General features: G+C 38.8%; 17 protein-coding genes. 14 read left to right on the top strand and 3 right to left on the bottom strand.

Going from position 1 to position 21,555, the window contains the following annotated elements:
- Positions 1 to 311: 311 nt before the first annotated feature.
- The 10 genes from BM308_RS10090 (at position 312) to BM308_RS10135 (ending at position 10,839) form a co-directional block, all read left to right on the top strand.
- Positions 312 to 2,069, top strand: a complete 1,758-nt coding sequence (locus BM308_RS10090) for an AAA family ATPase (protein WP_074944954.1) — start codon at positions 312 to 314, stop codon at positions 2,067 to 2,069.
- 356 nt (positions 2,070 to 2,425) lie between these two features.
- The gene (locus BM308_RS10095) at positions 2,426 to 3,169 is read left to right on the top strand and encodes an SDR family NAD(P)-dependent oxidoreductase (RefSeq protein ID WP_074944957.1); all 744 of its coding nucleotides are present in this window, start codon (positions 2,426 to 2,428) and stop codon (positions 3,167 to 3,169) included.
- Positions 3,170 to 3,172: 3 nt separating this feature from the next.
- Complete coding sequence (locus BM308_RS10100) at positions 3,173 to 4,012, top strand: transketolase (RefSeq protein WP_074944959.1); 840 nt, start codon at positions 3,173 to 3,175, stop codon at positions 4,010 to 4,012.
- Between the two features lie 132 nt (positions 4,013 to 4,144).
- On the top strand, positions 4,145 to 5,116 hold the full coding sequence (locus tag BM308_RS10105; RefSeq protein ID WP_074944960.1) for a transketolase family protein: 972 nt from the start codon (positions 4,145 to 4,147) through the stop codon (positions 5,114 to 5,116).
- On the top strand, positions 5,113 to 6,756 hold the full coding sequence (locus BM308_RS10110; protein ID WP_074944962.1) for an aldolase catalytic domain-containing protein: 1,644 nt from the start codon (positions 5,113 to 5,115) through the stop codon (positions 6,754 to 6,756). The genes BM308_RS10105 and BM308_RS10110 overlap by 4 nt, the downstream gene beginning before the upstream one ends.
- A 12-nt stretch (positions 6,757 to 6,768) precedes the next feature.
- Positions 6,769 to 7,491, top strand: a complete 723-nt coding sequence (locus BM308_RS10115) for a hypothetical protein (protein ID WP_074944964.1) — start codon at positions 6,769 to 6,771, stop codon at positions 7,489 to 7,491.
- Positions 7,492 to 7,522: 31 nt separating this feature from the next.
- The gene (locus tag BM308_RS10120; RefSeq protein WP_074944965.1) at positions 7,523 to 8,605 is read left to right on the top strand and encodes a LuxE/PaaK family acyltransferase; all 1,083 of its coding nucleotides are present in this window, start codon (positions 7,523 to 7,525) and stop codon (positions 8,603 to 8,605) included.
- Entirely contained in the window at positions 8,589 to 9,827 is a 1,239-nt protein-coding gene (locus tag BM308_RS10125) for an acyl-CoA reductase (protein WP_177214443.1), read from the top strand. The genes BM308_RS10120 and BM308_RS10125 overlap by 17 nt, the downstream gene beginning before the upstream one ends.
- 20 nt (positions 9,828 to 9,847) lie before the next feature.
- Positions 9,848 to 10,084 (top strand): acyl carrier protein, encoded by a 237-nt coding sequence (locus BM308_RS10130; protein ID WP_074944968.1) that lies wholly within the window; start codon positions 9,848 to 9,850, stop codon positions 10,082 to 10,084.
- Between the two features lie 8 nt (positions 10,085 to 10,092).
- Positions 10,093 to 10,839 carry an SDR family NAD(P)-dependent oxidoreductase gene (locus tag BM308_RS10135; RefSeq protein WP_074944970.1) on the top strand — a complete coding sequence of 249 codons (747 nt, stop codon included), beginning with the start codon at positions 10,093 to 10,095 and terminating at the stop codon, positions 10,837 to 10,839.
- Positions 10,840 to 10,888: 49 nt separating this feature from the next.
- On the opposite strand, the gene BM308_RS10140 is transcribed toward BM308_RS10135, so the two are convergent.
- The 3 genes from BM308_RS10140 to BM308_RS13375 all read right to left on the bottom strand — a co-directional run bounded on the left by BM308_RS10140 (position 10,889) and on the right by BM308_RS13375 (position 11,919).
- On the bottom strand, positions 10,889 to 11,215 hold the full coding sequence (locus BM308_RS10140; RefSeq protein ID WP_074944971.1) for a hypothetical protein: 327 nt from the start codon (positions 11,213 to 11,215) through the stop codon (positions 10,889 to 10,891).
- A 1-nt stretch (position 11,216) separates the two neighbouring features.
- Positions 11,217 to 11,684: a flagellar export chaperone FliS gene (fliS, locus tag BM308_RS10145; protein ID WP_074944973.1), complete on the bottom strand. Its 468-nt coding sequence runs from the start codon at positions 11,682 to 11,684 to the stop codon at positions 11,217 to 11,219.
- Positions 11,685 to 11,778: 94 nt separating this feature from the next.
- Positions 11,779 to 11,919 (bottom strand): hypothetical protein, encoded by a 141-nt coding sequence (locus BM308_RS13375; protein ID WP_164954300.1) that lies wholly within the window; start codon positions 11,917 to 11,919, stop codon positions 11,779 to 11,781.
- A gap of 273 nt (positions 11,920 to 12,192) precedes the next feature.
- On the opposite strand from BM308_RS13375, the gene purL reads away from it, so the two are divergent.
- The 4 genes from purL to BM308_RS10165 all read left to right on the top strand — a co-directional run bounded on the left by purL (position 12,193) and on the right by BM308_RS10165 (position 21,505).
- Positions 12,193 to 16,086: a phosphoribosylformylglycinamidine synthase gene (purL, locus tag BM308_RS10150; protein WP_074944975.1), complete on the top strand. Its 3,894-nt coding sequence runs from the start codon at positions 12,193 to 12,195 to the stop codon at positions 16,084 to 16,086.
- A gap of 528 nt (positions 16,087 to 16,614) precedes the next feature.
- The gene (locus BM308_RS10155; RefSeq protein ID WP_074944976.1) at positions 16,615 to 18,918 is read left to right on the top strand and encodes a LuxE/PaaK family acyltransferase; all 2,304 of its coding nucleotides are present in this window, start codon (positions 16,615 to 16,617) and stop codon (positions 18,916 to 18,918) included.
- Between the two features lie 121 nt (positions 18,919 to 19,039).
- Complete coding sequence (locus tag BM308_RS10160; protein ID WP_074944978.1) at positions 19,040 to 20,065, top strand: sensor histidine kinase; 1,026 nt, start codon at positions 19,040 to 19,042, stop codon at positions 20,063 to 20,065.
- Between the two features lie 15 nt (positions 20,066 to 20,080).
- Positions 20,081 to 21,505 carry a sigma-54-dependent transcriptional regulator gene (locus BM308_RS10165; protein ID WP_074944979.1) on the top strand — a complete coding sequence of 475 codons (1,425 nt, stop codon included), beginning with the start codon at positions 20,081 to 20,083 and terminating at the stop codon, positions 21,503 to 21,505.
- The last annotated feature ends 50 nt before the right edge of the window (positions 21,506 to 21,555 follow it).

A 21,555-nucleotide genomic window follows, 5' to 3' on the forward strand; every position in this document is an offset into this window, starting at 1 on the left:
TGGCTTCAGACCAATTGAAGATCAGTCTCCTTATATGGATCGTGAACAATTCTTCAAGGAAATGATTGTTGAGCCTTTACCAACCAGTGGAGGAAAGCCTGTCTAGATGGTGATTCTTTTCTGTTATCGCGCCTTATCCTAATATTTGTCTGTTATACTGTTAATAAATAGATCGAGATATGAGTATGGATACAGACTGTTACTGTATGTATCCGCACAATACAAAAGGTCTATAGTTCTTGACCTTTTTTTTGAATACATCTCTTTATTTTCTGGATATAAAACGGATAAGAGTTGTATAAGGAATCATAATGGCAAAGAAAAAAATCATAGTAGGAATGCGTTCTCTGCCCGAGATTAGAGAAAGTAACGGCATTTACATCGATAAAACCCAATTTATTGACTACCTTGAAAATAGTGCTGGCACTAAAGTTCCTGTATTCCTACGCCCAAGACGTTTTGGAAAGAGTCTTACAGCGGATATGCTGCACTGCTACTATGATATTTCCCAAAAAGATAAGTTTGAAAAGAACTTCAAAGGTACCTGGATTTATGATCACAGAACGCCTCTTGCCAGCTCCTACTATGTAATCCATTTTGATTTTTCAGATGTTGCATCTGAAGCTTCAATGATAAATGATACTTTTTTAAGATCTGTATCCTATAGTATTAACTCTTTCTCAACCAGATACCCAGAACATGGTCTGCCAGAGTCGTTAAGAAATATATCTTTATATCCTTCTGCTACAGATTTGATGGGCGCTTTTTTAGATCATTTTTCAAATCATGCTAAAGAAGATGAATATCTGTATGTCATCATTGATGAATATGATCATTTTGCCAATGAGATTTTGACCAGAGATAAGGAAGCCTTCAAAGATATAACCTCAACCGCAGAAGGTCATGAAGGTCTCATCAAGAGATTCTATGCTCTGTTGAAAAAGTATTATAGAGGTGAGGGCAGCGGTGCTATCGACAGATTCTTTATTACCGGTGTTTCATCGGTTTCTTTAGATTCTGTAACTTCCGGTTTTAATATAGCAACTAACATCAGCTCAGTATCACTATTTAATGAGATGATAGGATTTACTCATGATGAACTGTCAGAGATCATCGATGAGACTGTAGATTTTTCTTTGCTGCCTGGTATAACCAAAGATCAGATTATGCAGATTATGGAAGAGAACTTTGATGGCTATTCTTTTGAGAAAAAAGCAAAAGATAAAATGTTTAACTCCAATCTCTGTCTTGCCTATCTTGGAAATATGATTTTGGAAAAGGAACTTCCTAATCCAAGTAGAATAAGTCTAAATGATGACTCAAGTAAGCTGAGTGGAATGCTGAATCTCTGTGAGGATGATGTTAGAGAAGATATAGTTAGGTCAATGTTTAATAAAGAGCCTATTGCCTCCGAACTTCCTGATAAGATGAATCTGAACAGTACCAATTATTTTGATAAATCTCAGATGATATCTCTGCTTTATCATTTAGGCTATCTGACAATAGACCCTGATGCTACCAGAGAAGAAGGTGTTACAAGCTTTGTTATACCAAATAAAGTCTATGAGAAGCTGTTCTTAGACTACTGCCGCATGTCTATAGGCTACAGAGCAGATGTCTACAAAGATTTATCGCCTATGTTTGAAGAGTCTGCTGATATAACTCCTCTTTTACAGGTAATAACAGAACAGATAGAGACCAAGCTTAATCCACAGTCACTAGGTAAATTTACAGAGATGGCGCTGCAGCTGATATGTGACAGCATCATCAACAACAGTAGAAAAAGACAGCTTAGCTCTTGTATAGAATTTTATACCGGTAAAGGCTTTGCAGATGTCTTTGTAAAGAATATCTATCCTCACGGACACTATTTCCTTTTAGAACTAAAATATCTGCATAAAAAGGATGACAGCAACTCAGCAGTAGACGCAAAACTAGCCGAGGCCAGAGAGGAAATCGAAAAATATCGACAGGGCTCAGTGCTTAAAGAAAAGGTCGGTAATCATCCTCTCGACTGCTATGCCATTGTCTTTGTTGGCTCAGAGTGCAGGTTGTGTCAGAAGATTTAGGGTAATCTATTTTTAAAACAGATAGAGGTCAAATTATTGCAATCTGACCTCTTTTTTTATATAAAATCTATATAAAAATATCCTATTATTTATATAGTTAGTTATTTTTTTTTAGGTAAGTTTTGGGAATTATTTATATGTAATTACACTTTAAATGTATTTTTTATATTTCATGTGTAATTAACTATGTAATTTACATAAATTATGTAAATTACATATTAGACATAATTTATATATTTTTTTATTGTTTCCATCAGACTTTCTGAAAAAAAACGACAGCTTCACCTGATTATTTATTTTGAAGACTGTCTTTAAAACTAACCTTTTTCTTTCCCTTGTTTTTTAGGCTGAATAATATGCATGAATTTGACGGTAAATGGGTTCTGATTACAGGTGCCAACAGGGGAATAGGCAAAGGGATCGCCGAGCTTTTTGCAAGAGAAGGGGCTAATCTTATTACCTTGTGCAGAAGCCATTCTTCTGAAACTGACAGTTATTTATCCTCTCTTGAGCAAAGATGTGGAATACAAATAAAACGCTATTATGCTGATTTATCCGACCATGATGTTTTGAACGCTACTCTTAAGTCTATCGTTTCTGAAAACAAAGTCATAGATGTTCTGGTTAATAATGCAGGAATTGCTTTTGGCGCTTCTTTTCTTATGACTTCAGTGAAAAAACTCAAGGAAGTTTTTGAGGTTAACTATTTCTCTCAGATAATGATTATGCAGATGATTGTAAAATCAATGCTTAAAAATAGATCAGGAGTTATTCTGAATATGGCCTCCGTCGGAGGGATAGAGACAAATCCTGGGTATCTTGCTTATGGTTCAAGTAAGGCTGCTCTTATTTATGCTACAAAGTGTCTATCAAAGGAAGTCGGTATATACGGCATAAGAGTAAATGCAATTGCGCCTGGACTTATAGAAACCCAAATGGGTAACTATAAATCTGAAGACGAAAAGGATAAGGTTGTACAGAGAACGTCTCTGAGACGTACCGGAGAGGTTGATGATATCGCCCAGATGGTGCTTTATCTTTCCTCAGATAAAGCTAAATATATAACCGGTCAGGTGATCAGAGTGGATGGAGGGAGATAATCTGTGAAAACAAAACTAGATTGTTCTTCAAAAAGAGTTAATGAGTTAAAGGAGCTGTCAAGGAAGATCAGACTGCAGGGCCTTGATATGACTATGACAACCGGTACCAGAGGGGCTCATTTAGGTGGAAGCTTTTCCTGTGTAGAAATTCTGACAGTGCTTTATCTTGAGGTAATGGAGCTAAATCCTGACGATCCGTTTAATCCTGATAGAGATCGCTTTTATCCAAGCAAAAATCACTGTACCTTATCTCATATCCCAGTGCTAGCTTTAAAAGGCTTTATTAAAGAGTCTGAGGTTCTAGAATTTCAGAAGGATGGCGGTCGCCTTACCGGGTATCCTAAAAGAGTGGAATGTGGACTTGAATACTCTGGAGGAAGTCTGGGACAGGCAATAAGTGTCGGTATAGGTACAGCTCTTGCCATGAGACGAAAGGGGATAGATAAAAAAGTCTTTGTGCTCATGGGGGATGGAGAGCTGAATGAGGGCTCTATTTGGGAGGCCTTTATGTCGGCCAATCAGTACAAACTGGACAATCTGGTGGTGATTATAGATAGAAATCATCTTTCATATGATGGCGATACGGAAGAGGTGATGGGACTTGATTCAATTTCTGAAAAATTAAAGGCTTTTCACTGGAATCCAATTGAATGCAATGGGCATGATATAGCTTCTCTTCTGAAGGCTTTCTCTTCAATAAAGGCAGGAGTGCCTAATATTATTATTGCTGATACTGTAAAGGGGAAAGGCGTTTCCTTCATAGAGAATCAGAGAGAATGGCATCACCATGCATTAACTGAGGAACAGTACGAGCAGGCCAAAGCTGAGATAATGAACTCTTAAGACTAGGATTCTGCTCTTTCTAGTGAAATACATGTTAGCGTGAAGGTTCTTAATCATAGAAAAAAATGATAAGTGTTAAACGTATCTAGAAATATATCCAGACAAACATAAAGGGTTGAGAGATTTGAGCTTATGAAAGTAACCGGTGGCAATATCAGAGCCTGGGAAAGACTAGGGCAGAAAGGAACCGTCTTTAATTACGGACTTATAGATTTAGCTTCAGAGAATGACAATATACGGGTTCTCTGCGCGGATTTGTCATACCTTTCAGGCATGGATAAATTTATCCGTAAATATCCTGATAAGTTTCTGCAGGTTGGTATTGCCGAGCAGAATATGATGGGAATTGCGGCCGGTCTTGCTATGGAAGGAGAGCTTGTCATTGCCTCAACCTACTGCAGTTTTATTGCGGTACGTAGTCTTGAGCAGATTCGACAGAACCTTTCAAATACAAAGGCTAATGTAAAAGTCATCGGCACCTTTGCCGGTGTGGTTTCTGCAAAGTCTGGAGTTTCTCACTGGGCAACAGAAGATCTGGCATTTATGAGAGCTCTGCCTAATCTAACCGTACTGTCTCCTGCTGACAGTACCGAAGCTTATAAGGCCTTTAATGCCGCCTGCCGGGTTGATGGCCCAGTATATTTAAGATTATCCGGAAGCGCCAATTGTCCGGTCGTCTATGAAAATGACTATGATTTTGAAATCGGCAAAATGGTAAAGATCAGAGAAGGCAATGCTGCTGCCATTATTTCAACAGGTCTTATGGTAAAAGAATCTCTTCTTGCTGCAGAATTACTGGCAGAAAAGGGAATTGAATGTGCTGTTTATGATATGCATACGATAAAACCTTTGGATAAAGAAGGACTTTTAAGGATTTTCTCTGAATATCCTCTGATAGTAACCGTAGAAGAACATAATATAGTAGGTGGTATGGGCAGTGCGGTTGCTGAGTTCAAGGCAACTTTGAGTAATACCCCAAGGCAGGTATTTCTTGGTTTTAACGACTGCTTTACTGAGGCTGGTTCTCAGAAATATATCTGGTCTCTTGCCGGAATCAGTCACGAGGAAATAGCTAAAAGAATTTCTAAGGAACTTGAAAGATGAACCTTAAAAAAATAGAGGTTTTAGACTGTACTTTAAGAGATGGTGCCTATATAAACAAATCAGATTTTGGTGATTCAACCATAAAGGGCCTCATCCGTAATCTACAGCATTCTAAAGTTGAGATAATTGAATGCGGCTGGCTTAAGGATGATTCACATAAACAAGATAGCAGTTATTTTCATGTTCCAGAAGATGTAATCCCTTATCTTGAAAATAAAGATCCCGCTGTTACCTACGTGGTTATGATTGACTATGACCGCTATGATCTTTCAAATCTCCCTCAAAATGATGGTAGCTCTATTGATGCTGTAAGAGTGGTATTTCCTCGCGGAAAGGCAAAAGAAGGTTTTGAGGTTGCCAGAAGAATCAGAGAAAAAGGCTACAGAATCTTCTGTCAGGCTGCTAATACCTTAGGCTATAGCGATAAGGAGATTCTGGATTTAATCTCTGAAGTGAATGAGGTTAAGCCTGAATGTATATCAATTGTTGATACCTTTGGCGCTATGTTTCCTGATGATCTCATCAGAATCTGCTCACTTTTTGCAAATAATCTTCATCCTGATGTTAAGATCGGTTTCCACTCTCATAACAATCAGCAGCTCTCCTTTGCCTTGTGCATTGAATTTATAAGATATATGACTGCTCAGGGGCGTTCCATTGTTGTGGATTCCTCTTTATGCGGTATGGGCAGAGGGGCCGGTAATGCCACTACTGAACTTCTGACAAGCTTTTTAAATAAGAAGTATTCTGGTAATTACGATCTTGATCTGATAATGGATACCATTGATATGTACATGGTGCCATTTGAAGAGAAATATAAGTGGGGCTATTCAATTCCTACCTTTATCGCAGGCATGTACTGCTCTCACGTCAATAACATTGACTATCTGTTAAAAAATCATCGTGCTACCGCCAAAGAAATCCGCAGTGTGATTTCATCCATGGAACCTCAGGACAGGATTAGATACGATTATGATCTTCTTGAGAATAAGTATATAGAAAACCAGAACCATGAAGTGGATGACGGTGAGGTACTTAAATCTCTAGAGACAGAGTTTAACGGCAGAGAAATACTTCTATTAGCTCCAGGTCGATCATCAGTCGAGAATTACTCTGAGATTAGCAATTACATTGTGAAAAATCATCCTGTGGTTATCGGGGTAAACGCTATTCTGCCACAGTACAGCTATGATTTTCTGTTTTTCAAAAGTGCCGTAAGATACGCTTATGCTCAGAATTCATATCCGGATATTTTTAAGTCAGCTCCAAAAATTCTGTTATCAAATGTAAAAAATTCAAAGGACGGCCTGCTTCCTGATGAAAGGGCTATCCGCTATGAGCGTGCCATAAAGAGAGGATGGAAACACTTTGACAATGCCGTTATCTGTATGCTTCGTCTTCTGGATAAGCTAAATGTAAAAAGAATTACTATTGCAGGCTTTGATGCTTTTTCTGCTAGGTACAATGACAGCTATGCCGATCCTAAACTGCCAACAGTTCATGATGTTGAGGACTGGGATAAGTTCAACGATGAGATAAAAGATATGTTTGAAGATTTCTGTAGACGAACAGAATCGAATATCAGAATTACATTTTTAACAGATAGTTTTTTTGATTTCATGAAAACTAGCGGTAGATAAGAAGAGATTATTATGAAAGTAGTAAATGCCATCTGGGATAAAAGAAACTTCGGTATTGAATGTGCTGAAGTTGAACTTGAACTTAATGATGATCGTGATACTTGTCATAAGACTCTTAAGGAAATAGAAAAGGATTATGATTATATTGCACTAAAGATTCCTTCAATTAGAACCGATCTTACTTGGATGGTATCTGAATTATCCTACTGCTTTGTAGAGGACATGATGTTTTTTGAGCATGATCTTCATGAAATAAAAAGAACACCTCTACAGCAGCGCTTATATGATTCTGTTACAATATCTGAGATGGATACAAAAGATTTTGATATCCTATTTAAAGAGATTGATTCTGGTTCCTTTAGTTTTGACCGTATCAGCAATGATCCTTTTTTCTCTGAAAAGGCTTCTATTACCAGGTTCCATAACTGGATCTTAGATGAGGTTGATCGTGGTGCGATTTTCTTAAAAGGCCAGATTAAAGGTGAGATGACCGGTTTCTTTTCTATAAGAGAAATAGAAAAGGGAGTCTACACCTCTGCTTTAGGCGGAACCTTCATGAAATGGAGAAAAGGCGGATTAGGAACAAATGTTCAGACTCCTGACGAGGTTAAGAAAAGGGGCGGAAAAAAACTGGTTTTAGGTGTATCCACCAATAATATGATTCAGATTAGAGCTCTGATTCAGAATGAGTTTTTCCCAACCTATGTAAATCATGTTTTTGTTAAACATGTTTAATCTTTTCTGGTTTTGTTACTAAGAGGTTTTAATGGTTTCTATTGACGATATGTTTGAGATTTCTCCTTTTAGTTTAAACAAGACTGAAAAGGATAACCTCTTAAAAAACAAGCTGCTTCTACTCACAGAGCATCATCGTCGTAACTGCGAGGCTTACGCAAAAATTCTTTCTGCTTATGGCTTTAATCCAGACAATGTCAAAAGCCATTACGATATACCTTTTATTCCTGTCAGGCTTTTCAAAAACTACGAGCTGCTCAGTATAGGCAGAAATGAGATCTTTAAAACCATGACCTCATCTGGAACTTCTGGTCAAAGCGTATCAAAGATTTTTGTGGATAAGACTACCGCAAATAACCAGCAGAAAACCCTAATCAGAATTATGTCCGACTTTATTGGCAAGAAAAGACTGCCAATGCTCTTAATTGATTCTCCTAATGTGGTTAAGGACAGAAATCTTTTCTCCGCACGTGGAGCTGCAATTTTAGGCCTGAGAATGCTTGGCAGAGAAACTTTATATGCCCTTGATGACAATATGCAGCTTAAGCTTGATGAGGTTCAGGCTTTTCTTGAGAAGAACCGTGATTCAAAGATTATTATCTTTGGTTTTACCTTCATGGTCTGGCAGCATCTGTATCAGGAACTGCTAAAACAAGGCTTAAAGCTTGATTTAAGCAATGCCTTTCTGATCACTGGCGGTGGCTGGAAAAAACTGGTCTCTTTGAATATTTCCAACGCTGATTTCAGAGCTGCTCTTAATTCTCAGTGTGGAATCGAGCATTTTATTGATCATTACGGAATGGTTGAACAGACTGGATGTATTTACGCTCAATGTGAATATGGGCACCTTCATGCAAGTATTTTCTCTGATGTAATTCCTAGACGCGCAGATGATTTCAGTGTGTGCGAAAAGGGGGAAGAAGGGATTATTCAGGTGGTATCTGTACTTCCTCACTCCTATCCGGGGCATAGCATTTTAACTGAGGATAAGGGCATTATTTTAGGTGAAGATGACTGTCCGTGTGGCAGACTTGGCAAATATTTCAAACTTACTGGTCGACTGAAAAATGCTGAACTTAGAGGATGTAGCGATACCTATGCAGATAAATTCTGATGTTCTCAAAAAAATTGAGTTTCTGGTCGGCTCTGAGGATTACTTATTATCATCAGATAAGACTCCCTGCAGAAAAATCTTTGATGACAGAGTAGTTTCTTTTCTTGATAAAGTGGCTCATGTGCTGTTAGCGGATTCTAAAAACAGAAGCTATTCAGATGTAATCGCGTGGGCCTTCTGGATCAGAAAAGCCTCGATTCTAAATGAGAAGAGAAGATATGTGTCAAAACTTGATTCAAAGCTAGGTCGCGGTATTGCTTTTCATATTGCTCCCTCTAATGTTCCCGTCAATTTCGCGGTGTCTCTGGTTTCCTCTCTTTTAGCTGGCAATGTAAGTATTGTCAGAGTGTCATCAAAGGACTTTGTGCAGGTAAAAATAATCTGTGAAGCCCTAACTTCTGTTCTAAGACAGGATGAATTTAAGGAACTCTCCCCTTATATCATCATTGTAAGATATGAAAGAGATCATGAGATAAGCTCTTTATTATCTGCCATATGTGATCTCAGGATTGTCTGGGGGGGCAATGCAACGGTCAATGAATTCAGAGCATTTCCGTTAAAACCAAGAGCCATAGAAATGACCTTTCCTGACAGGCATTCCTTTGTGATAATTGATGCTGATGCCTATCTAAAGGAAGATCCTAAGAAGATAGCAGAACTGTTTTATATTGATACCTTCTTTACCGATCAGAATGCCTGCTCATCTCCTCGTGCTGTTATATGGTGTGGACAGAATTTTGAAAAGGCCAAAGCTGTTTTCTGGGAGAGTATTCAGAATCTGGTTGATAAGAAATACCGTATGGAACCGATTCTTGCTGTGGATAAGCTCAATTCCTTCTGTGATCTTGTACTATCTGAAGAATCTTCAGATTTTGTCGTTAAGAAGGAGGGGGCTGACAACCGAATTATTCGTGTTGAAATGAATAGCCTTAATGATGATCTTATGTCCTACAAGATGGGCGGAGGGTATTTTTTTGAATACGTTATTGATAATCTTGAGGAGATTGTTCCCTTATGCTCCAAGGAGTGTCAGACCGTCTCCTATCTTGGAGTTGATCCTGAAAATATTAAATCTCTGGTACTAAATCATGGTCTGTACGGTGTAGATAGAATCGTTCCTATTGGTCATACCATGGATCTTGAGTTTTACTGGGATGGTTATGATATGATCGACACAATGAGCAGAAACGTGGATGTACTTAGAGTTTCAGCTAAGATTTAATAAAAGAATTTGGAAATACTATGACTAATAAAGAAAAGTATATTAACTGTTTTGTAGAAGCTTTAGATGTAGAGCCATCGGAGGTTGAGGAACTGCAATATCAGGGCGTTATCTCTTGGGATTCAGTTGGTCATATGTCTTTAATTGCCGCCATTGAAGATGCCTTTGAAATAACTATGGATACTGATGATATTGTTGATTTAAGCTCTTACAAGAAAGGAATTGAGCTTTTAAAGAAATATCAGATCGAAATCTAGGTGATAAAATGGATCTTCTGAAGAATAAAACAGCAGTTATAACCGGTGCCCACAGAGGTATTGGTCTTGCCATAGCAAAAGTCTTTGCTCAGAACGGCTGTAACCTGTATCTTGTAAACCGTAAAGAAGATCCTGAATTCTCTGTTTCTGTAAAGGAACTTGAGAGTCTGTATGGGGGCAGCATAACAATTGATTATGCTGATTTTTCCAATACCGATGAAGTTAAAAATGTTTCAAAGAAGCTCCTGTCCTATAAGGTTCCTTTTGATATTCTTGTAAACAATGTCGGAATTGCAAATCCGCTGTCACTGTTTGCAATGACAAAGCTTGAAACCATCAAAGAGACCTTTGATGTCAATTTCTTCTCCTCGATTGTTTTAACCCAGGCTTTATCTAGAAATATGATGAAGCAGCGTAAGGGAAGTATTGTTTTTGTTTCCTCCTCTGCCGCTTATGATGGAGGTGCCTGCCTTGAATACAGTGCCTCAAAGGCTGCCATGATAGGAGCTACAAGAAGAATAGCTGTAGAGCTTGGCAAAAGCGGAATTAGAGTTAATGCTGTAGCACCGGGACTCACTAGTACAGATATGGGAAACTCAATGAGTCCTGAAGATGAAGCTATTGCTTTATCAATGAACATTATGAAGAGAAAGGGAATGCCTGAGGAGATTGCCAACTCTGTGCTGTTTTTAGCTTCAGACCTGTCTTCATTTGTAACCGGTCAGGTCTTAAGAGTTGACGGAGGTTTGAATTAAGCAATACTTAAATGGATTATTTTTCATTAAAACTGTCTTTTTGCTACATCTAATGTGGCATTTTCTGAATTTTTGCGTACTTGTTTGATACCTGATGCTGTTTTCTTACTTTTTTAAATTCATCTGATATTTTTGCCTGCTCTACAGCAAGAATTTTTACCTGCTCCTTTATATGCTCGGCATAGGCAGATGCAAACTCCTTAGCTGTATTGAGATCTTCTTCAGACAGAGAGTCTTTTATTTTTACTAATTCCCTTAATAGCTCATGAGAACGGTTTAGATAATCCTGAGCAAGTTCAAGATTATCCTTTTCTAGCTCCTTTGATATAGAGGATTCGGTTTCGGTTATTTTTCTAATTATTTCCTGCAGTTCCATCTTATATAAAGCCTTTTGCTATATTGGCATCATGATTTAAATCAATATTAAGCTGTTCATCTGATCTCTTTGCCTGAGCTTCCCTCTGAGCTTCGATAGGAATAGCATCCCATGCCTTCTTGATAGGCATAAAGGCTCTAAGCGCATTATCCAAAGGATCGGTTTTGATTTGAATTGAAGCTTCAGCTATCTGATCAATCATGTACGAGTATATGTCAAAAAGACTTTGGGCAATAGATTGACTATGTGAAAAATCCAGGGTACTTCTAAGATTTTCTAAAATAGCAGTTGCTGATGACAGTTTTCTTGCTTTAAGGGCTAAATCACCTCTTTCAATTGCGCCTTTTGCCTGAGCAATTCTTTCAAATAATCCCTGATACAGAAGCTTAGTGACATAATAGGGATCTGCAACAGACAATTCAGCATTGACGTTGGTTTTCTGATAGGCTTTTAGATTACGGCCATACATAGATCTCTCCTTGCTTTTACAATAATTTTTATAGGTGGCATGTTTTTGCCACCATTTGCATTTTTGATTTATTAATGCAAGAAGAGTGCCGAGATTAAGAGTGAGACTGTTCCTGAATGAAGAATACTTCCTGTCTTGCCTGACGACGTGAGCGGGCATTTTTAATAAAAGCCTGTCTTAGGCGAGAACGTCTCTGAGCGGTACTATTATGAAGTAAACGACTTGATTTTTTCACGATTAAAACCTCCGAAAGGTCATTTTGTCACCCTCCTGTTCTTAATGCAAGTGCAAATCAGCAATCTGGAATACCGGTCGAGTTCTTTAGATATTATTTAGCTGTTTTATTTAAGAATTTTTGTAACAATTGCTAACCATGTTCCAAAAGTGTGAGCTTGAACGGACAATATCCACCAAGGTGCTCTGATATGGTAAAATCATATAATATTTTAGCCGGGTACTCCGACAAGATATTTCATTTCACATCATAGTCATTACAGGAACAATACTGATGGATATCATTTTAGGTTCTCCAGCCGTTTCTACCTTTAGACTTGAAAAAATCATTCAATCTTTAGCAAAAGATGGCATCAAGGTAAGATCAATCAACACTCATTTTGTTCACTTAGTCGATCTTAAGGAAGCTCTTACAGATGAGGAAAATTCTGTATTAAAGAAGATTTTGAGCTATGGCCCATCAAAATCAGATACAGAAAGTGAAGGAGAATTATTTTTTGTTATTCCTCGTATTGGTACCATTTCTCCTTGGGCTACAAAGGCTACCGATATTGCTCATAACTGTGGTTTAACCAAGATTTTAAGAATTGAGCGCGGTATTGCCTACTATATTCAGAAGGAGCAGGGAGCATTTGATGAGAATGAAAAGAAGATAATCAGTGCTCTGATTCATGACCGCATGATGGAGAATGTTCTTCCTTCATTTGATGCAGCAGCAAAACTTTTTGAAAAGCAGACTCCAAAGCCATTTAAGACCGTAGCTCTGACAACTCAGGGAATGAATGCTCTAAGGGTTGCCAATGTTGAACTGGGATTGGCTTTATCTGAGCCTGAGATGGAGTATCTGTTAGAAAGCTTCAAGGGAATCGGACGTGATCCTACCGATATTGAGCTTTACATGTTTGCTCAGATGAATTCAGAGCACTGCCGTCATAAGGTTTTCAGTGCTGAATGGGAAATTGACGGCAAGAAACAGGATAACTCCCTGTTCGGTATGATTAAAAATACCTACGAGTCAACTCCTGACTATGTTCTCTCAGCATATAAAGATAACGCTGCGGTTATGGAAGGTTCCTCTGCAGGAAGATTCTTCCCAAATCCAAATCATGAATGGGCATATCATCAGGAAGATATGCCTATTTTAATGAAGGTTGAAACCCACAATCATCCAACTGCTATTTCTCCTTTCCCTGGTGCAGCTACCGGTTCAGGTGGTGAGATCCGTGATGAAGGTGCAACCGGTATAGGTTCAAAACCAAAGGCTGGTATCAGCGGTTTCAGCGTATCCAACCTGAAGATCCCTGGTGCTATTCAGCCATGGGAACATGATTTCGGTAAACCGGATCGTCTGGCCTCCGCTCTTCAGATCATGATTGACGGTCCTTTAGGCGGTGCAAGCTTCAATAACGAGTTTGGAAGACCAAATCTTTGCGGTTATTTCAGAACCTACGAGGAAGAAGTTACAAGCTTCAACGGCAAGGAAGTCCGAGGTTATCACAAGCCAATTATGCTTGCTGGCGGCTGGGGTAATATCCGCAGAGAGCACATTATCAAGGATCATATCGATCCTGGTGCAAAACTGATTGTTCTAGGCGGTCCTGCCATGAATATCGGTTTAGGCGGTGGTGCAGCTTCATCTATGAACTCCGGTGCATCTTCAGAAGATCTTGATTTTGCTTCTGTTCAGCGTGGAAACCCTGAGATGCAGAGACGCTGTCAGGAAGTAATTGATGCCTGCTGGGAGCTTGGTGAAGACAACCCAATTATGTTCATTCACGACGTTGGTGCAGGTGGTCTGTCAAATGCAATGCCTGAGCTGGTTGCTGACGGTGGTGTTGGTGGACGTTTTGATTTACGCAAGATCCCAAACGATGAGCCTGGCATGTCACCATTACAGATCTGGTGTAATGAATCTCAGGAAAGATATGTGCTTGCCGTAGCTGCTGACAAGTTTGATTTATTCGAGTCTTTCTGTAAGCGTGAAAGAGCTCAGTATGCCGTAATTGGTGAAGCAACTGAAGAGAGAAGAGTTGTTCTTGAGGATCCATATTTTGGCAATAAGCCAATTGATCTTCCTTTGGATATTCTTTTAGGTAAACCTCCTCGTATGCACAAGGATGTTAAGACTCTAAAACAGAATTCTCCTGAACTGAACCTTTCTGGTATAACTGCAAGAGATGCTGCAGAAAGAGTATTACGTTTACCTACTGTTGCCGAGAAGACCTTCCTGATTACCATTGGTGACCGTTCCGTAACCGGTCTGGTTGCAAGAGATCAGATGGTAGGTCCTTGGCAGGTCCCAGTTTCCGATGTTGCAGTTACTGCAGCTTCCTATGACTCATATCAGGGTGAAGCTGGAGCTGTTGGTGAAAGAACACCTGTTGCTCTTCTAGATCATGCCGCTTCTGCACGTCTTGCTGTAGCTGAATCAATTACAAACATTGCTGCTGCTGATATCGGCGATTTAAAGAGAGTTAAACTGTCAGCTAACTGGATGGCTCCTAATGGACATCCTGGTGAGGATTCAGGTCTGTTTAGCGCTGTTAAGACTGTGGGTATGGAAATTTGTCCTCAGCTTGGTATTACCGTTCCTGTTGGTAAGGATTCAATGTCTATGAAGACTACCTGGGAAGAGGACGGCAAGGCAAAATCAGTTACCGCTCCAATGTCTCTGATTATCTCTTCCTTTGCTCGTGTTGAAGATATCAGAAAGACTCTGACTCCACAGCTGCGTACAGATAAGGGGGAGACCACTCTTATCTATATCACTCTTGGTGAAAGACAGAATCGTTTAGGTGGTTCTGCTTTAGCTCAGGTATATCGTCAGCTTGGTGACAAGTGTCCAGATCTTGACCACCCAGTTCGTCTGAAAGGCTTGTTTGATGCTATTCAGTTCCTAAATAGAAAGAATCTGCTTTTAGCATATCACGATATTTCAGACGGTGGTCTGTTCACTACTGTATGTGAAATGGCCTTTGCAGGTCATACAGGTGTGTCTGTAAGAATCGATCATTTAGGTGAGGATGATTTACCTGTACTGTTCTCTGAAGAAATCGGTGCTGTTATTCAGGTAAAGACTGAAGAAGCAGAAACTGTTATGAATATTCTTTCAGGACACGGCCTTGCAAACTGCATCTTTGAGATTGGTTCTCTAAGAGATGATGATCGCATTGTCTTCAGCAGAGACGGTAACGATGTAATCAACGAGCCTCGTCAGTACTTCAGAAAGATCTGGGCTGAGACAACCTATCATATGCAGTCTCTTCGTGATAATCCTGACTGCGCTAAGCAGGAGTTTGAGGCAAAGGATGAATCAAACGACAGAGGTCTGTTTGCTGAATTAACCTTTGATATCAAAGAAGATATCGCTGCTCCTTATATTGCTAAGGGGGTTGCTCCTAAGATTGCAATTCTGCGTGAGCAGGGCGTAAATTCTCACGGTGAAATGGCTGCGGCATTTAATCGCGCAGGCTTCAACTGTATCGATGTTCACATGTCAGATATTCTGACCGGTAAGGTTAAACTTGATGACTTTAAGGGCTTCGCTGCCTGTGGCGGCTTCTCTTACGGTGACGTTCTGGGCGCAGGTGAAGGTTGGGCTAAGTCAATTTTGTTCAACTCTGTTGCCGCTGATGAATTCTCAAGATTCTTCAACAGAAAAGATACCTTTGCTCTAGGCGTATGTAACGGCTGTCAGATGATGTCAACCTTATCTTCACTGATCCCTGGTGCAGAAAACTGGCCTCGTTTTGTTACAAACCTGTCAGAGAGATTTGAGGCCCGTTTTGTAGAGGTTGAGATTCAGAAGACCAAGTCTGTTCTGTTCGCAGGAATGGAAGGCTCTCGTCTTCCTATCGTGGTATCTCATGGTGAAGGTAGAGCAGAGTTCAGGGATGAGAATCATCTCAAAGCTTTGGAGGCTTCAGGTCAGGTAGCAGTTCGTTATATTGATCACGCTGGCAAGGTTACTGAAGAATACCCTCTAAATCCAAATGGCTCTCCAAATGGTATTACCTCTGTTACCAATGATGATGGACGCTTTACTATTCTGATGCCTCATCCTGAGCGTGTAATGCGTACAGTGGCTAACTCATACCACCCAGATGACTGGGGAGAGGATAGCCCATGGGTAAGATTATTCAGAAATGCTCGTGTATTTGTTGGCTAAAACAGACATAACATAGTAATTTATAAGTATTATTGAAAAGGTCGCTGTTGTTTCGATGAACAATGGCGATTTTTTTTATTCATATATAAATCACGATTTTGTACTTCAATACTAATTAAACTTGTCTATTTTTTGGTAAATCTAAATTAGATTTTATTTAGACGTTAAATTACGTGGGGCTTGAAAAGAATTATTTACAGTTTAACAGTAAAGATATTGAAGAGAAAACCGTAATAAGATTTACAGAAGAACGTGTTATGCTTACACAATTTTCTGAAGATTTCGTTAGATAATTACAGTATCAAAATTCCTTGGATTGGGCTTTATGTCACTTATATTGTTGGATTAGAATTAAAAAAGACAGATATTATGTTTAAAGGCGGCGAATTCATTGATCTATACTCACACAAAAATGGAATAGAAATTCAAAATTTAGTCTCATTACTGGTTCTTTTTATACTCTTTGTATGCAGCAGCCTCTCCTGCTCAAAAACGTAAATGTAAATTTATTTGTTGTTATTATTGCTTATGAAATTTGACGATATATTAGAGAATCCTCCTTTTTCTTTATGCAAGAATGAAAAGAAAAAAATCCTAAACAGCATATTATGTTATCTCACAGCATTCCATAGAGAGCACTGTGTTGAATACAGAAAGATGTTGGATAGTTTTGGATTTTCGGATGAATGTTCTTCCTATGATAATCTTCCTTTTCTTCCTGTAAGGCTGTTTAAGGAACTTGAGTTAAAGAGTGTTCCATCTGAAGAAATTATAAAAATCATGACTTCTTCAGGTACAACAGGACAGCAGGTTTCGAAAATATTCCTTGATCGCAGTACTGCAACTAACCAGCAGAAGGTAATGGTAAAAATTGTTTCTGATTTTATTGGCTCATCACAACGTATGCCGATGATCATATTGGATTGTCCTTCTGTTTTAAAAGATCGATATAAGTTCTCAGCGCGTGGCGCGGCAGTTCTTGGGTATTCCATTTTTGGATCAAAAAAAATATATGCTTTTGATGATGATATGAATCTTGATTTCGATGTATTGAAGCGTTTTATTGATGAACATAAAGGAGAGAAAATATTAATTTTTGGTTTTACATATATAGTGTGGCAATATTTTTATAAGACACTTCAAAAGCTAGCAAGTCAGAATTATATCCTTGATTTATCAGAGTGTATCCTGATTCATGGAGGGGGCTGGAAAAAACTTCAACAGGAAGCTGTAAGTCATGAAGAATTTAAACAAAGCCTTTATAAAGTCTGTAATATAAAAAGGGTATACAATTACTATGGAATGGTTGAACAGACAGGATGTATTTACATGGAATGTGAACACGGTCATCTCCATTGTTCAACATATTCTGATGTAATAATGAGAAGACCTTATGATTTTTCTGAGTGTGACTTCGGAGAAAAGGGCGTTGTTCAGGTTATATCTTCAATTCCCGAATCTTATCCTGGACATAGCTTATTAACAGAGGACGAAGGCGTTATTATCGGTGAAGACGACTGTCCCTGTGGCAGAAAGGGTAAATATTTTGAAATATTAGGAAGAATTTCAAAGGCAGAGATAAGAGGCTGTAGCGATACCTTTGAAGTTAAGACTGCTATAGAAAGTGAGTCTGATTCTATTTATAAAAGTGTTGTGTTCCTTGTTGGTTCAATAGCGAACATAAAGAATCTTTCCTCTTTAAAAGTAAGGAGCCCTTTTGATTATGAAATAACCCAATTCTGCGAATCTCTTTCTACTATTTTGATGAACTCCCCTTTATCAAAGGAATTTCCGGATGTGTTTACCTTTGGTTTTTGGCTTAGAAAAGCCTCCGTGGAGAGTTTAAAGAAGAGATTCTTAAATCCGGATAAACTGATTTTAGGAAGAGGAACTGTTTTTCATATTGCTCCGTCAAATGTTCCTGTTAATTTTGCATATTCTTTATTTTCTTCATTACTGTGTGGTAATGCCAATATTGTAAGAGTTTCAAGCAAGAATTTTCCTCAGGTTGATATCATCAATCAGGCTATAAACGAACTTCTGAAAACGGATCAATTTAAAGCTCTTGCTCCTTTTATCAATATAGTCAGATATGACAGAGACAAGAAAGTGAATGATATGTTCTCTGCTTTATGCAATGTTAGAGTTGTTTGGGGAGGAAACAATACAATCACGGAATTAAGACAGTCTTTATTGCCCCCTAGATCTAAAGAGATAACTTTTGCAAACAGATATTCGATTGCGGTCATTGATGCTGATTACTATAACAGTAATCAGGATAAAAAGAGAGTTGCTGTTGATTTTTATAACGATACTTTTATTTCAGACCAGAATGCCTGCACCAGTCCTATGGCAATTATCTGGATAGGAAAGAGTATAAGTGAAGCAAAAGAATCTTTCTGGAAGGAACTGGCTATACAGGTAAAGGAAAAGTATAGTCTTCAGGCAATTCAGTCTATTGATAAACTGACTCTAGCATATAAGACAGCAGCAACAACGGATTATATCGATAAGGTCTGCAAACTGGATAATTATATTTATCGAGTTGAAGTTAATAAAATTGATCCTAACCTGATGTCATTTAAAGGAAATTCAGGCTATTTCTTTGAAGTCGAATGTGATGAGCTCAATGAAATAGAGCAGATATTAGATGACAATATCTGTCAGAGTATTGCCTATTTAGGTGATAGTTCAATGATAAGAGCTGCTCTGTTACATGGACTAAAAGGCGTAGATAGGATTGTAAAAATTGGCCATACCTTAGATTTTGATTTCTACTGGGATGGATACAATCTTTTTGAAGAGTTAACAAGAACAGTTGATCTAAAATAATCTCGCCATAAAATTGTCATATTGTTTATCACAATAGTATTATCTTATTGATTCATCATCATAAATCTTTAATGGCATAAAATTTGAATAATTTTCCAAAAATGTAATTTGGAGAGTTTATATGCCAGATTTTGTTAATGATTCTGAACTATATCAGGAAATATTTGAGAAAGAGCCTTCTGCAATCATCATTCTTGATGAACGTGGTGTTGTATGCAAGGTTAATCAGTCCGCACTTGATATGCTGGGCGTGGAAAATCTTATTGGCAGAAAATGGTATCAGGTGATCGGAGAGGTATTCCGTCCTCAGCAGGATGATGGCCAGGAAATTTCAACCAAAAATGGAAAGAGACTCCAGGTTTCAACCAAGCCTTTATCTCATGGTCAGCTGGTACAGATGACCGATCAGACTGCAACTCGTGAGCTAACTGACAAGCTTAATCACATGGAGCGATTATCTTCCCTCGGTAAAATGGCAGCCTCTCTTGCTCATCAGATAAGAACTCCTTTGTCTGCTGCAATTCTGTATGCTGCAAATCTGGGAAATATAAAACTGCCTCCTGCGTCTCGTGCTTTATTCCAGAAAAAACTGATGTCCAGACTTCAGGCATTAGAATCTCAGGTAAGTGATATTCTGATGTACGCCCGATCTGGTGAACAGTCAGTTAAAGCTCTTGATGCCGTAGATATTGTTGAGGATGTATCCAATAGTGTGGTTTCTCTTGTTGAAAAACATGGTGCTGAATTATCTACGGATATAGGCCCTCGTCCAATGATAATTCTAGGAAATGTTACCGCATTAAATGGAGCAATTACTAATTTAGTGACAAATGCCATTGAAGCTGGAGCAAAAAAAGTTAATATAAAGCTGGAAACTGATGAAAAAAATATAATTATAAGTGTTAAAAATGATGGTCCAATGATCCCGCTAAATGTTCAGCGAAAGATTTTTGAGCCGTTTTTTACAACAAAGAGCAACGGTACCGGACTTGGTCTGGCCGTGGTTTCCGCAGTAGCAAAAGTTCATCAGGGACGTCTAAAACTGTTATCAGATGAAAATGAAACTGTATTTTCAATGATAATTCCAAAATATGAAGGTACATTGGAGCCGAGTGAGAGTATGGGGCTTCATAATAATGTTGCCTGAATTAAGGATAAGTAAATGAGTAATAGCCAGATTCTGATTGTTGACGACGATAGCGAACTTAGAGAAGCTATCGTCGATACGTTAATGCTTACAGGATATGTCTGTCTTGAGGCATCAAGCGGAGAAGCTGCTCTGGAGATGCTGTCAAAGAACAGAATTGATATGGTTATCTCAGATATCCAGATGGATGGAATGGATGGTCATACTCTCTTAAATACCATTCATGAAAAGTACCCTCAGCTTCCAGTGCTGCTGATGACCGCCTATGCCAATATCAACGGTGCCGTAAGAGCGATGCGTGACGGTGCTATTGACTATCTATCCAAACCATTTGCACCGGAAGTTCTTTTAAATCAGGTTTCTCGCTATGTCCCTGTAAGCAGGACCGTAAGTGGCGAACCTGTATTTGCTGATCCTTCTACTGCAGAGCTTTTAGCTTTGGCACTTAAGGTAGCCTCCACCGATGCTACCGTAATGATTACTGGACCATCAGGATCTGGTAAAGAGGTTTTATCAAGATATATTCACGACAAATCTGCCCGTGCTTCAGGTCCTTTTGTAGCTATCAACTGTGCTGCTATCCCTGATACTATGCTTGAGTCAACTCTATTCGGTTATGAAAAGGGAGCTTTTACCGGTGCAGTTCAGGCCTGTCCTGGAAAGTTTGAACAGGCTCAGGGAGGTACGATTCTCTTAGATGAGATTACCGAGATGGATTTATCCCTGCAGGCCAAGCTCTTGAGAGTTCTTCAGGAAAAAGAGGTTGAAAGACTGGGGTCCCGCAAGACCATTGCTCTTGATGTAAGAGTTATAGCAACCTCAAACAGAGACTTAAAACAGGCCGTTGCAGAAAAGAAATTCAGAGAAGACTTATACTACAGATTAAATGTATTTCCATTAAGATGGCTTCCATTATCAAAGCGTCCTTTAGATATCATCCCAATAGCCAAGGCTGTGCTGTCAAAGCATGCCACTGAGGCTTCACTATCAATTCCTGAGCTTACTGAAGATGCTCAGAAAAAGCTTTTATCCTATGCCTGGCCGGGTAATGTCAGAGAGCTGGATAATGTTATGCAGCGCGCTCTGATTCTAGCTTCTGGCGGTAAAATTGATGCCGGCTGTATTATTCTTGATGAGAATTCTTTAGAAGAGGCTCTTTTAACTCAGTCTCTTAATATAGAAGGAATTTCTCCTGCACTTGAACTTGAACAGCAGGTTCAGAAATCCTCAGGCGTGTCTGATGATGCAGTAAGAAATCAGAAGATCCCTCAGGATCTGGGGGGCGAGCTAAAACAGCAGGAATATCAGATTATTTTAGATGCTCTGATTGAATATAGAGGTTCAAGACAGGAAGTATCTGAAAAATTAGGCATATCTCCTCGTACCTTAAGATATAAAATAGCTAAAATGAGAGAAATGGGAATGATTATTCCTGGATAGAGTTCAAAGACTGGAAATCCTCTAGCAGATCTAACCTAATCCTAAAGTCG

The organism is Succinivibrio dextrinosolvens (assembly GCF_900116345.1).
In the GTDB taxonomy this organism is placed as follows: Bacteria; Pseudomonadota; Gammaproteobacteria; order Enterobacterales; family Succinivibrionaceae; genus Succinivibrio; species Succinivibrio dextrinosolvens_B.

Excerpts from the sequence above, each read along its gene's own strand:
- BM308_RS10090 (WP_074944954.1), top strand. The coding sequence starts at position 312 with ATGGCAAAGAAAAAAATCATAGTAGGAATGCGTTCTCTGCCCGAGATT.
- BM308_RS10095 (WP_074944957.1), top strand. The coding sequence starts at position 2,426 with ATGCATGAATTTGACGGTAAATGGGTTCTGATTACAGGTGCCAACAGG.
- BM308_RS10105 (WP_074944960.1), top strand. The coding sequence starts at position 4,145 with ATGAAAGTAACCGGTGGCAATATCAGAGCCTGGGAAAGACTAGGGCAG.
- BM308_RS10110 (WP_074944962.1), top strand. The coding sequence starts at position 5,113 with ATGAACCTTAAAAAAATAGAGGTTTTAGACTGTACTTTAAGAGATGGT.
- BM308_RS10115 (WP_074944964.1), top strand. The coding sequence starts at position 6,769 with ATGAAAGTAGTAAATGCCATCTGGGATAAAAGAAACTTCGGTATTGAA.
- BM308_RS10120 (WP_074944965.1), top strand. The coding sequence starts at position 7,523 with ATGGTTTCTATTGACGATATGTTTGAGATTTCTCCTTTTAGTTTAAAC.
- BM308_RS10125 (WP_177214443.1), top strand. The coding sequence starts at position 8,589 with ATGCAGATAAATTCTGATGTTCTCAAAAAAATTGAGTTTCTGGTCGGC.
- BM308_RS10130 (WP_074944968.1), top strand. The coding sequence starts at position 9,848 with ATGACTAATAAAGAAAAGTATATTAACTGTTTTGTAGAAGCTTTAGAT.
- BM308_RS10135 (WP_074944970.1), top strand. The coding sequence starts at position 10,093 with ATGGATCTTCTGAAGAATAAAACAGCAGTTATAACCGGTGCCCACAGA.
- BM308_RS10140 (WP_074944971.1), bottom strand. The coding sequence starts at position 11,215 with ATGGAACTGCAGGAAATAATTAGAAAAATAACCGAAACCGAATCCTCT.
- fliS (WP_074944973.1), bottom strand. The coding sequence starts at position 11,684 with ATGTATGGCCGTAATCTAAAAGCCTATCAGAAAACCAACGTCAATGCT.
- purL (WP_074944975.1), top strand. The coding sequence starts at position 12,193 with ATGGATATCATTTTAGGTTCTCCAGCCGTTTCTACCTTTAGACTTGAA.
- BM308_RS10155 (WP_074944976.1), top strand. The coding sequence starts at position 16,615 with ATGAAATTTGACGATATATTAGAGAATCCTCCTTTTTCTTTATGCAAG.
- BM308_RS10160 (WP_074944978.1), top strand. The coding sequence starts at position 19,040 with ATGCCAGATTTTGTTAATGATTCTGAACTATATCAGGAAATATTTGAG.
- BM308_RS10165 (WP_074944979.1), top strand. The coding sequence starts at position 20,081 with ATGAGTAATAGCCAGATTCTGATTGTTGACGACGATAGCGAACTTAGA.